Origin of the sequence: Pilosibacter rotomagensis (assembly GCF_045062245.2) — a bacterium.
GTDB lineage: Bacteria > Bacillota > Clostridia > Lachnospirales > Lachnospiraceae > Pilosibacter.
Genome location: NZ_CM170323.1, coordinates 2,562,978 through 2,575,042 on the forward strand (window position 1 = coordinate 2,562,978; position 12,065 = coordinate 2,575,042).

General features: G+C 49.6%; 9 protein-coding genes. 5 read left to right on the forward strand and 4 right to left on the reverse strand.

All coding sequences use genetic code 11. From position 1 onward, the window contains the following. Positions 1-115: 115 nt before the first annotated feature. The 4 genes from ACI3EW_RS11525 to gap form a co-directional block, all read right to left on the reverse strand. Complete coding sequence (locus ACI3EW_RS11525; protein WP_118322777.1) at positions 116-1,000, reverse strand: DegV family protein; 885 nt, start codon at positions 998-1,000, stop codon at positions 116-118. Positions 1,001-1,329: 329 nt separating this feature from the next. Then, complete coding sequence (tpiA, locus tag ACI3EW_RS11530) at positions 1,330-2,079, reverse strand: triose-phosphate isomerase (protein WP_405578299.1); 750 nt, start codon at positions 2,077-2,079, stop codon at positions 1,330-1,332. A 296-nt stretch (positions 2,080-2,375) separates the two neighbouring features. Then, a complete protein-coding gene (locus ACI3EW_RS11535; protein ID WP_015554971.1) occupies positions 2,376-3,599 on the reverse strand; it encodes a phosphoglycerate kinase in 1,224 nt (407 codons plus the stop codon). 97 nt (positions 3,600-3,696) lie between these two features. Further along, positions 3,697-4,716 carry a type I glyceraldehyde-3-phosphate dehydrogenase gene (gene gap, locus ACI3EW_RS11540; RefSeq protein ID WP_117552041.1) on the reverse strand — a complete coding sequence of 340 codons (1,020 nt, stop codon included), beginning with the start codon at positions 4,714-4,716 and terminating at the stop codon, positions 3,697-3,699. 510 nt (positions 4,717-5,226) lie between these two features. Between gap and ACI3EW_RS11545 the strand changes: the two genes are divergently transcribed. From ACI3EW_RS11545 to ACI3EW_RS11565, 5 genes are all read left to right on the forward strand, one after another. Further along, positions 5,227-6,849 carry an ATP-binding protein gene (locus ACI3EW_RS11545; protein ID WP_405578304.1) on the forward strand — a complete coding sequence of 541 codons (1,623 nt, stop codon included), beginning with the start codon at positions 5,227-5,229 and terminating at the stop codon, positions 6,847-6,849. Continuing rightward, the gene (locus tag ACI3EW_RS11550) at positions 6,837-7,523 is read left to right on the forward strand and encodes a response regulator (protein ID WP_118321114.1); all 687 of its coding nucleotides are present in this window, start codon (positions 6,837-6,839) and stop codon (positions 7,521-7,523) included. The genes ACI3EW_RS11545 and ACI3EW_RS11550 overlap by 13 nt, the downstream gene beginning before the upstream one ends. 333 nt (positions 7,524-7,856) lie before the next feature. Next, a complete protein-coding gene (locus ACI3EW_RS11555) occupies positions 7,857-9,107 on the forward strand; it encodes a sodium/glutamate symporter (RefSeq protein WP_405578308.1) in 1,251 nt (416 codons plus the stop codon). Between the two features lie 420 nt (positions 9,108-9,527). Beyond that, positions 9,528-10,778, forward strand: a complete 1,251-nt coding sequence (locus ACI3EW_RS11560; protein WP_118297058.1) for a sodium/glutamate symporter — start codon at positions 9,528-9,530, stop codon at positions 10,776-10,778. Between the two features lie 209 nt (positions 10,779-10,987). Further along, on the forward strand, positions 10,988-12,001 hold the full coding sequence (locus ACI3EW_RS11565) for a TAXI family TRAP transporter solute-binding subunit (RefSeq protein WP_405578312.1): 1,014 nt from the start codon (positions 10,988-10,990) through the stop codon (positions 11,999-12,001). Positions 12,002-12,065 lie beyond the last annotated feature (64 nt).

Consider the following 12,065-nt stretch of genomic DNA (forward strand, 5'->3'; position numbering starts at 1 on the left):
ACTCTGATTTCAAACTTCTTTTGTAACGGTTCCATATACTCACAGTTACGAACAAAAATCCATTAAAAATTGTCTGCAGCAATGGTATTTTTACTCGCAGCCAATATTTTCTTACTTATACTCTCTTATAATCCGGTGCCACCGCACAACCAATTCCCATTCCGCCAGGTCCGATATGGCAGGAAACGCCGAGAGAAAGGTTATCATAAAGGATCGGAACACCCGGGAATACCTCTTTGATCTCCTCGACCCACGCTGCATTCTCCTCATCCGTTCCGCTGGAAGACGCTAAGAGATGCAGAGCGCCATCGTTTAAGGCATCCTGGAAATTCTCGCGGATCTCTGTCTGCATCGCCTCGATGGCTGTCTTTTTGGCCTTCTGCATTCCGTGGCACTTCTTAAAGGAATCCAGTTTTCCGGTCTGGAGCTTTAAGATCGGTTTGATATTAAATACAGATCCGAGCGCAGCTGCAGCCGGAGTTACTCTTCCGCCTTTTTTCAGGAATTCCAGCGTCTGAAGGGCGATATAGATCATCATCCGGTCTCCCGCCTTTTCCAGGAGTTCGCGGATATGTTCCGCTTCATATCCTTTTTCGATCATATCCAGTGTGTCCAGGATCATCTGGTGAAGCGGCGCCGCAACCTGTCCGTCGTCCACAACGAGGACGCGTCCTTCATATTTTTCCTCCTGCGCCAGCATCATCGCCGTATTGTAGGAACTGCTGAGTCCGCTGCTGATCGGCATATACAGGATCTTTTCATATTCTTCGAGTGCTTTGTCCCAGATTTCCATCACAGCGGTCGGAGATGGCTGGGAAGTCGAAATATCGGCTCCGGATGTCAGCTTTTCAAAAAACAGTTCCCTGGAAAGCGTCACACTCTCATAATAGCACTCCCCGTCGATATAGAACGGCATCGGCAGGACAAAGATCCCGAGTTTCTTTGCCTCTTCCTGGCTGATGCTGCTGTGACTGTCTGTTACGATTCCAATTTTCTTCATATATGTATTCCCTCTTTATATCCTGGATTCACGCAAGAGATTGCTGTCTTTTGCGCAATTTTAACGTTTTGCGTATCTAATAATCGTAACATCCAAAATCCTTCCAGTCAATAGGGTGGAGGCAAAAAATGACAGATTGTCACTATTTTCTCTTATGTAAAAAGAATGTGTCCTGGCACATTCTCGCACCGGGCGCGCGGTCGCTTGCGACGATCTTCATCTTCTCGCGAATGTGCCTTTTTTCATAGGAAGTTCCATTGGAATCTTCTATGAAAAAAGCGCTGTGTCACAGCCCATTTTCTATGACACAGCGCCAGGATGTACATGTACTATTTGTAGTTGACGATCTTTCCGAAATCAGCCTTTAAGGATGCGCCGCCTACAAGTCCTCCGTCGATATCCGGCTGTGCGAAGAGCTCTGCAGCATTTCCGGCATTTACAGATCCACCGTACTGGATGCGGATTGCTTCCTTTGTTGCCTCATCGTAGATCTCACCGATGCACGCACGGATCGCTCCGCAGACTTCCTCGGCCTGTTCTGTCGTTGCTGTCTTTCCGGTTCCGATCGCCCAGATCGGCTCATAAGCGATCACAGCAGTCTTCGCCTGGTCTGCTGTCACGTTCTGGAACGCAATCTTCACCTGTTTGCGGATCCAGTCCAGAGTGATGCCCTGTTCTCTCTGGGTAAGAGTCTCACCGCAGCAGATGATCGGGGTCAGTCCATGCTCGAATGCCTTTAAGACTTTCTTATTGACAGTCTCATCTGTCTCAGCGAAGTACTCTCTTCTCTCGGAATGTCCGATAATCACATATTTTACGCCGGCATCTGTCAGCATGTTCGGGGAGATCTCGCCTGTGTATGCGCCCTTCTCCTCGAAATACATATTCTCAGCGCCAACCTCGATCTTTGTTTCCTCGCATGCCTTTACGACAGGAATGATGTCGATAGCCGGTACGCAGAATACAACGTCCGCTTCCTCCGTCTTAACGAGCGGCTTTAATGTCTCAACGAGTGCCACTGCCTCGGACGGAGTCATGTTCATTTTCCAGTTTCCAGCGATAATTTTCTTTCTTGCCATGGTTATCTACCCCCATATATACCAATATTTATCTTCAAGATCCATATACAGGATTCTCTCTGAACGATAACATTCAAAAACTACATCTGCAGTTTTCCATACTATGACAAAATCCGGGACGGGATCACCGCCCCGGATCTGAAATCTCGGACACTATAATATTTACAGCCAGGGAAGTAAATGCGTACATTTGCGCCCCCTATACCGGAACAGACCTGAAAGGGCTTGTGCAAGCGAGCTTGCAGCGCCCTTCCACGCCTGTTCCGGCGCACGGTGTACTGGTTTCATTCATTCATTTACTTATCGTCAGCTGCTGCAACGCCCGGGAGTTCTTTTCCTTCCAGGAACTCTAAGGATGCGCCGCCGCCTGTGGAGATGTGGCTCATCTTGTCGCCGAAGCCGAGCTGGTTGACAGCTGCTGCGGAGTCACCGCCGCCGATGATCGTTGTCGCATCTGTCTCAGCAAGTGCCTTTGCCACTGCGATCGTACCAGCAGCAAGTGTCGGGTTCTCGAATACGCCCATCGGTCCGTTCCATACAACAGTCTTTGCGTTCTTCACTGCGTCCGCGTAGATCTTGCAGGTCTCAGGTCCGATGTCAACGCCCTCTTTGTCAGCCGGGATCGCATCTACGGAAACATACTCAACCTCGACCGGAGCATCGATCGGGTTCGGGAACTCAGAGACAACCGTCGTATCAACCGGAAGAAGAAGCTTCTTGCCAAGCTTTGCTGCCTTATCCATCATCTCTTTGCAGTAATCGATCTTTGTATCGTCAACTAAGGACTTACCGATCTCCTTGCCCTGTGCCTTTAAGAAGGTGTAAGCCATACCGCCGCCGATGATAAGAGTATCGCACTTCTCAAGGAGGTTGGAGATTACATTTAACTTATCAGCAACTTTCGCGCCGCCGAGGATCGCAACGAACGGGCGAACCGGATTCTCAACCGCGTTTCCAAGGAAAGCGATCTCTTTCTCCATCAGGTAGCCGACTACGTTGGAGCCGCCCTTTGCGGAGATGAATTTTGTAACGCCAGCTACAGAAGCGTGTGCTCTGTGGGAGGAACCGAATGCGTCGCATACATAATCGTCTGCGAGGTCAGCCAGCTCTTTGCTGAACTGTTCGCCGTTCTTTGTCTCCTCAGCTCCGCGGAAACGGGTGTTCTGAAGAAGAACGACATCTCCCTCTTTCATTGCGTTCACAGCCTTTGTTGCAGCTTCGCCGGTTACGTTGTAATCGGATACGAAAACAACTTCTTTTCCGAGTTTCTCAGAAAGGCTCTTTGCAACCGGAGCCAGGGATTCTCCCTCGTTCGGGCCATTTTTTACTTTTCCAAGGTGAGAGCAAAGAATCACTTTGCCGCCATCGTTGATCAGCTTCTGGATTGTCGGAAGAGCCGCGTTGATACGTGTCTCGTCTGTGATCTTACCGTCCTTTAACGGTACGTTGAAATCGCAGCGGACCAGCACTCTCTTTCCCTTTACGTTGATATCATCAACTGTTTTCTTATTTAAAGACATGTTGGAATTCCTCCTTTTTATAAATCGAAAAAAAGGATCCGGTCCTCATCAGACCGGACCCTTTGCTGAGTCTATTTTCTTCGATAACTGCTCGAAATTAAGCGTTTAACAGTTTTCCGAAGTGCTTAATGGTACGAACCATCTGGCTTGTGTAGGAGTTCTCGTTGTCGTACCAGGATACAACCTGAACCTCAGATGTGTTCTCGTCGATCGGGAGAACCATTGTCTGTGTTGCATCGAAGAGAGAACCGTATCTCATACCAACGATATCGCTGGAAACGATCTCATCTGTGTTGTAGCCGAAGGACTCGTTGGAAGCTGCCTTCATTGCTGCGTTGATGGATTCCTTTGTCGGCTGGCCCTTAACAACAGCTGTTAAGATTGTTGTGGAACCTGTCGGTGTAGGAACACGCTGAGCAGAACCGATGAGCTTGCCGTTTAATTCCGGAATTACAAGACCGATTGCCTTTGCAGCACCTGTGCTGTTCGGAACGATGTTGATCGCTGCAGCACGGCTTCTTCTCTTGTCGCCCTTTCTCTGCGGTCCGTCAAGTGTCATCTGGTCGCCTGTGTAAGCGTGAATTGTGCACATGATACCGGACTGGATCGGGTAAGCATCGTTTAATGCTTTTGCCATCGGAGCGAGGCAGTTTGTTGTACAGGAAGCAGCGGAGATGATGTGGTCATCTTTGCTTAATGTCTCGTGGTTTACGTTGTAAACGATCGTCGGAAGATCGTTTCCTGCCGGAGCGGAAATGATAACGTGCTTAGCGCCTGCATCGATATGAGCCTGTGCTTTTGCTTTGGATGTGTAGAAGCCTGTACACTCAAGAACAACGTCTACACCGATCTCGCCCCACGGAAGCTCTGCTGCGTTTGCTTTCGCGTAGATCTTGATCTCTTTGCCATCAACTGTGATGGAATCTTCACCGTAAGATACGGTATCTGCAAGAGCGTATCTGCCCTGTGTGGAGTCATATTTTAAAAGGTGTGCGAGCATCTCCGGAGAGGTTAAGTCGTTGATCGCAACGATCTCGAATCCCTCTGCGCCAAACATCTGTCTGAATGCAAGACGGCCAATACGGCCAAAACCATTAATCGCAACTTTAACTGCCATTTTTCTTTTCCTCCTAGAAAATGATGTGATTGTTCACGTTGAACAGTCATGGATTGTTAAATAATAATCAACCTTAAGGTTATTGTACCCAATTCCTATAGAAATAGCAAGTCCTTTTTGAAATCTTTTCCTAAATAAAACCGTCCCAAAGCCGCCTAACCTTCCCTCATCATCCCACCACCCTCTAACGCGCCTGTAAGACTTCAAACAAAATCGCCCCCTCCCGGACTCTTCTCTTCTTCCCTCTCAGAAAAAATTACTTTGCATGCCAGCAAACCCTTTTCTTAATCCCGCCAATCCCCCAACCAGCCGGTGAGAGTTCGGCTGGATGTGCCTGATCCCGGGAGCTGGCTTCCTCTTGGCATCCCCAGCACATCCAGTCGAACTCTCACCGGCCCGCCAGCACATTTTTTCAAGCACATTTTTCTCTTTTCCCCTCTTGCATCTCCCCCTCATTTTCTATATACTAAGTGATAAATATTTTCCATCCCACTCCCGGAGGACCCACATATGATACAGAAATTCCGAAAACTATCCCTGGAGAGCCAGCTCTTTTTAAGCTTCATGGCAGTATCCATCTGTCTTCTGCTCCTCTCCCTAAGTATCACCCTGTTCTCGACGATCACACGCCAGCGACAGGAGATCGATAAAAATATCAGTACGCTCGCCTCCTACATCGCGTCGATGGACAACGTGATCTCCATGCTGGAAAACGGATATCCGGATGACTCTGCTATTGAAGAGCTGGATTCCCTGTCCGAAAACTTTTCCGACCTCAACGTCATCGCCGTCTACAACACCAACGGTCTCCGCTTTTATCACACGAACCGTCAGGAGACCGGCGAGACCTTCGTCGGCGGCGAGGAAGAAGCGATCTTAAAAGAAAGCCAGCCCTACATCACGACCGGCTACGGCACCCACGGAACACAGCGGCGCGCCTTCCATGCGGTCCTCAGTAAGGACGGGCACATCATCGGCTTTATCATGGCATCCGTCTTCAACACGTATATCTTCGAGCAGATGCAAACGCTCTTTCCTACCTATTTACTGGCCGCAATGGTCATGCTGGTGGTCAGTGTCCTTCTGTCGCACGGACTCGTATCGCTCCTGCGCGATTCCCTGATGGGCCATCATCCGACCGAGCTTCTTGATCTCTATCTCCGCCAGGATGTCGTTCTGAATGCATTGGAAGAAGGTCTGATCGCGACCGATTCGAATGGCGTGATCGCCTATGCAAACCAGGCGGCAAGACAGCTCTTTCAGCTGCCGCAGCCGGCGCCGGCCACTGAAGGCTGCCATTTTAAGGACCTCTTTCCTGCCTCCCAGGCAGACCGCGTCCTGACTTCCGGAGTTCCGTCCTACCACCGGGCCTGCACCAACGGGAACCACAGACTTCTCGTGAGCGAAGTTCCCGTCAACTCCCAGACAGGTTCCCATGCCGTCCTGACCATCATCAATGACCAGACCGATATGGAAACCGTCATGGATGAGCTCACCGGAGCAAAGGCGATGCTGGACACACTGAGGGCTTTTAACCATGAATTCTTAAATAAGCTTCATGTCATCCTCGGCTACCTCCAGACAGGTCAGACAGAGGAAGCCATCAAATTCATCATCAACAGCAACCTCGTCTCCAGCCAGTCGATCCGGCAGACAGCCGACTGCATCCGCGTATCAAAGATCTGCGCCCTGGTCATCGGAAAGATGATGCACGCCGCAGAACTCGGGATCCTGCTCACGGTATCCCCCGACAGCCGGTGTCTTGAGAAAGATCTGCTGCTGCCGATGGAAGATTACATCACGATCATCGGAAACCTTCTCGAAAACGCGATTGAGGAGCTTTCCAACGGGGAGCATGAGATCAAAGAGATCACGCTTGGACTCTACTGCGATCCGGACTGCAACATCATCACCTGTGAGGACACCGGCAGCGGGATCCGGCCGGATCTGATCGACCGGATCTATGAGCGTGGAGTCTCATCCAAAGGCGAAAACCGCGGAACCGGACTTTTCCTGATCAAACAACTTGTCGAAGAATCGCACGGGGATATCTCCATCGAAACAGAAGAAGGAGAAGGAACCTGCTTTACCATTACATTTACCGGAAAGGAGAAACCATCATGTACCATGTAATCATCATTGAAGACGACCCGATGGTCGCATCCATCAATAAACAATATATCGAAGTCAGTACCAACTTCCGTGTAGAACATCTCTTCAAAAACGGAGCGGAGGCTCTGCCCTATATCAAAACAAATCCTGTTGATCTCGTGATCCTCGATTACTATACGCCAGTCATGAACGGCGGTGAATTCCTCGACGCGCTCCATGCGGCAGGACTCACCCCGTATGTGATCATGGTCACCTCCGCGAATGACACGGATATCGTCCGCTCGCTCTTAAACCGCGGCGTCACGGATTATCTTGTAAAACCGTTTGAATATACACGTTTTAAGGCGGCTCTTGACCGTTTTGCGGAGATGAAGAAGTACCTGGAAGATTCCCATGCCAATCTGGACCAGCACGCCATCGACCGTCTGGTTTCCGGAAGCGAGCCCACAACAGAGGCAAAACCGACGCTGGCAAAGGGATTGAACGAGACTACCCTCAATATGGTCCGGGAATATCTGATGGCAAATCCTGACGGCTTCTTCACCAGCGAACAGATCGCCGAGCAGATCCATCTCTCCCGCATTACGATCCGGCGATATATGAATTATATGGTGGACACCGGAGAGATCATCAGCACCATCGACTATAAGACGGGAGGACGCCCTTCCATCAAATACGGATTCGGGAAAAAATAATAAACAGGCATTTCTTAAGACTCCGCACGGATCTGATCCGGCGGAGTCTTCTGTTCAGAGCGTGGCGAACGAAAGTGATTTTTCCGGTTACGATAATTACATAATTCGTTAGATACTTACATAAATTGACATTATATACAAAATATTTTATTCTTTTTATAAAGTTTTTACACTTTTTCCACCAAAATAAGCGGGGTATAAACGGTGGAAGCTGTTTTTTTACTGTGAGCAGTTTTTAAAAATACAGAAACTGAAAGATCTCAGCAACGCAAAAGGTAAAAACGACTGTAACTGATGCAAGACAGTTACCAAAAAAGGATTGGAGGATTTTTTATGGAAAGTATCATCAGCTATTTCGGCACCTACACACCAGCTGCCGATGGCGCAATCGCAAATTTTAAATTTGAGTATTTATGTACTCTCGGCTTTGCAGCAATCGTAATCTTCCTCGGACGCGCGATCGTCGCACATTCCGCGGCGTTAAGAAAATACGCGATTCCTGCTCCGGTCGTTTCCGGTATCATCTTTTCACTTCTGATTTCCGCGATCAAGATGACCGGCACAGTCAGTATCAGTTTTGACGCAAAGGTCATGAAAGATCTCTGTCAGAACCTCTTCTTCCTCTGCGTGGGCTTCGGCTTCAGCGCAAAGATGTTAAGACATGCCGGCGGAAAGCTCTGCGTCATGATCGCATTTGCAGCCTGCCTCCTGATCACCTGTCAGGATGTTCTCGGTGTTGCGATCGCTCACCTGATCAACTTAAATCCGCTCCTCGCTCTTCAGTGTTCTTCCGCAGCGATGTCCGGTGGTGTTGGTACCGCATCTGCCTTTGGTCCGATCTTCGAGGGCTGGGGTGCACAGGATGCTACAACGATCGGTGTTGCGGCAGGTACTCTTGGTAACGTTATGGGCTCCCTCATCGGTGGTCCGGTTGCGGCTTTCCTGATCGCAAAGCACGGTTTAAAGGCTGACCCGAACGATAAACCGGAAGCAAAGGCAACCGGCAAAGCACCGGAGCTTGACAATACAAAGATGATCATGATGTTCGCAATGTGCTTACTTCTCGCTGCTCTCGGTATGCCGATCTACTGCTTACTCGACAACATCCCGATGATCGAGATGCCGAAATTCATCGGCTGCCTCTTCGCAGGTGCCATCGCAAGAAACGTTATGGAAGCAGCAAACATCAAGTTCTATGTTCCGGAGGTTGACGCCATCGAGCATATGTTCCTGGAGCTTTACCTTGCACTTGTTCTTATGACAACAGACTTCACAAAGCTTGCCCCGGTTGCAGGTCAGATGGGTATCGTCCTCGTAGCACAGGCGATCCTCATGGCTCTGTTCGGTATCTTCGTATCCTTCAACCTCTTTGGCCGTGACTACGGCGCAGCCGTTATGACAGCCGGCAACATCGGTTGGGGCTGCGGTTCCGGTCCGAATGCCGTTGCGAACGAGAAAGCCGTTATGGATCAGTACGGATGGCACAACATCGCATGGGTTCTTTACCCGTCCTTCGCGGTTATCATCGATGATATCTACAACCCGATCTTCCTTTCCATCTTTGGTGGATTATTCAAAGGCTGATCGGAAACATAAGGTTTTCACGAATTATACAGAACCTCCCTTAAAAATCCCTCAGGAGAGCTCCCCACTCTCCCGGGGGATTTTTTACGACTTATTTCTTACTGTCAAGTCTTTCTCCGTTAAGTATCTGTTCATCTTTATTGTTTCTCTGCATCTGTTTTTGTAAGTTTTTTACTGTAATTTTATAACTTTAGTTACTTTTGTCGGTTAATAGTTTCGAAAAATTGCAAATATTTTTATAATATTTTATACTTTCTTCATAAATTTTAGCAACGGTCCTTCCTGATTTTCAAGTTACTAAAGTTTTATCTTCCGGGTGATCCGACCGTTTTCTCTGTGGGGAGACAGAAAACCTTCCGGTCTCAGAAGCGGACGGAATGATATGACCCGGAAAGCCAAAAAAGGATTGGAGGAACTCTTATGGAAAGTATCATCAGTTATTTCGGCACCTACAAACCGGCAGCCGACGGAGCAGTCGCCTCTTTCAAGTTTGAGTACCTGTGTACTCTCGGTTTCGCGGCCATCGTGATCTTCCTCGGCAGGGCCATCGTTGCCCGTTCTGAGACGCTCAGAAAATACGCGATTCCGGCGCCTGTTATTTCCGGTCTGATCTTCTCGATCATCGTATCCTGCATCAAGGGGGCAGGAATCGTCGGAATCTCCTTCGACGCGACGATCATGAAGGATCTCTGCCAGAACTTATTCTTCCTCTGCGTGGGCTTCGGCTTCAGCGCAAAGATGTTAAGACATGCGGGCGGAAAACTCTGTGCCCTGATCGCATTCGCTGCATGCCTCCTGATCACCTGCCAGGACCTTTTAGGTTATGCCCTGAGCCAGCTGATCGGCATGCATCCGCTCCTGGCCCTTCAGTGCTCTTCCGCAGCCATGTCCGGCGGCGTTGGTACTGCTTCTGCATTTGGCCCGATCTTTGAAGAGTGGGGCGCTGCAGACGCTACCGTTGTCGGTGTTGCGGCAGGTACCATGGGAAACATCATGGGCTCCCTCATCGGCGGCCCGGTCGCTGCTTTTCTGATCGCAAAGCACGGCTTAAAAGCTGATCCGAACGACAAGCCGGAAGCACACGCAACCGGTAAAGTTCCGGAACTCGACAACACAAGAATGATCATGATGTTTGCATTATGTCTTCTTCTCGCAGCACTCGGTATGCCGATCTACTGCTTACTCGACAACATCCCGATGATCGAGATGCCGAAATTCATCGGCTGCCTCTTCGCAGGTGCGATCGCAAGAAACGTCATGGAAGCTGCCGGCATCAAGTTCTATGTTCCGGAAGTAGAAGCGATCGAGCATATGTTCCTTGAGCTTTACCTTGCACTCGTTCTCATGACCACAGACTTTACAAAGCTTGCTCCGCTTGCAGGTCAGATGGGAATCGTTCTCGTTGCACAGGGTATCTTCATGGCACTCTTTGGAATCTTTGTATCCTTCAATCTCTTCGGCCGCGATTACGGCGCAGCTGTCATGACAGCCGGAAACATCGGCTGGGGCTGCGGTTCCGGTTCCAATGCCGTCGCAAACGAGAAAGCGATCATGGACCAGTACGGCTGGCACACCATCGCATGGGTTTTGTATCCGTCCTTTGCCGTTATCATCGACGATATCTACAACCCGATCTTCCTTTCTATCTTCGGAGGCTTATTCCGTTCATAGAAATACATGTGACATTCACTAAAGGTCATTTGACCTCCCTCTTTTCACCGGGCGGAATCCCCCACTTTCCGCCCGGTTTTTTGCCCGTTTTTTCAAAATAACATTGAATCTGCGATGGTTTTTATGCTATACTCATTCCAAAAGTTACAAAACTTGTCAGGTTCTTTTTACAGCCGACAGGTTTTAATACAAGGAATGGGATATACTTCATGCATAAATTTTTACACACAATTTCTTTGTTCCTCGCCTGTACCGGTCTTGTCCTTGGTGGATGCGGAAAATCATCCGAAACTGCGCAGCGCCAGACAGAAGCAAGATCAGATTCTTTAAAGATCCTTACGATCGGAACTGCCGACAGCGGCGGAACGATGTATCCGGTCGGAAAGGCGATCTCCCTCGTGATAGGAGATGCTGATTCTTCCATCAAGATCAATATCAGCGCCTCGACCGGCTCCTCCGGAAATGTCCACTCTCTCCAGGACGGCAGTATCGATCTCGGACTTGTGAGCGGCGACATTGCTTTCTCCGCGGTAAACGGGACCGGTGAATTCAAGGATCACGAATTCAAAGATCTGAAAGTCATTGCGGCTCTCTATCCGAGTCTTTCGAACTGGATGGCGCGGGATGACTCCGGGATCTTTTATGTTCACGACTTAAAAGGAAATCGTCTCGGTGTCGGTCCCCAGGATTCCACCACAGAGCTCGCGGCAAAGGTTTCCCTGGGCACTCTCGGAATCACCGACCAGAACTCCACCTTCGTCAACTGTGGTCTCGGATCAGGCGCTGACAAGGTTAAAAACAGGGCGCTCGACGCGATCCATGGATTTACCGGGGTGCCGATCTCCGGGCTTGCGGAGCTGGCAGACACGGTTCCATGCCATCTTTTAAAATACACAGACTCTGAGCTCCGCTCCATCATCCGCTCGAACCCGTTCTACTATATGGATCAGATCCCGTCTGGAACTTATAAAGGCCAGGACGAAGATATCGCAACCTTCGGGATCAAGGCCCTCCTCTGCGTCCGCGCAGATCTGGATGAAGACCTCGTCTACGAGATCACCTCGATCCTCTATGAGAACCGTGACCGCTTAAAGGACCTTCACCCCGCCCTCTCCTACACCGCCCAGTCCGGGTTCATGTTCAACGATCTCCCGATCGAACTGCATGCCGGAGCAGAGCGTTTTTATAAGGAAAAGGGACTTTTGGAGGAACACAGCAGGTAGGCGGCAGGATTTCGAATGCATGGTTTCCACACATCACCAGATTTTTTCTGGTGGTGTGTTTTTT

Coding starts and splice junctions, on each gene's coding strand:
- ACI3EW_RS11525 (WP_118322777.1), bottom strand. CDS start 1,000: ATGAAGAAAATTGGAATCGTAACAGACAGTCACAGCAGCATCAGCCAG.
- tpiA (WP_405578299.1), bottom strand. CDS start 2,079: ATGGCAAGAAAGAAAATTATCGCTGGAAACTGGAAAATGAACATGACT.
- ACI3EW_RS11535 (WP_015554971.1), bottom strand. CDS start 3,599: ATGTCTTTAAATAAGAAAACAGTTGATGATATCAACGTAAAGGGAAAG.
- gap (WP_117552041.1), bottom strand. CDS start 4,716: ATGGCAGTTAAAGTTGCGATTAATGGTTTTGGCCGTATTGGCCGTCTT.
- ACI3EW_RS11545 (WP_405578304.1), top strand. CDS start 5,227: ATGATACAGAAATTCCGAAAACTATCCCTGGAGAGCCAGCTCTTTTTA.
- ACI3EW_RS11550 (WP_118321114.1), top strand. CDS start 6,837: ATGTACCATGTAATCATCATTGAAGACGACCCGATGGTCGCATCCATC.
- ACI3EW_RS11555 (WP_405578308.1), top strand. CDS start 7,857: ATGGAAAGTATCATCAGCTATTTCGGCACCTACACACCAGCTGCCGAT.
- ACI3EW_RS11560 (WP_118297058.1), top strand. CDS start 9,528: ATGGAAAGTATCATCAGTTATTTCGGCACCTACAAACCGGCAGCCGAC.
- ACI3EW_RS11565 (WP_405578312.1), top strand. CDS start 10,988: ATGCATAAATTTTTACACACAATTTCTTTGTTCCTCGCCTGTACCGGT.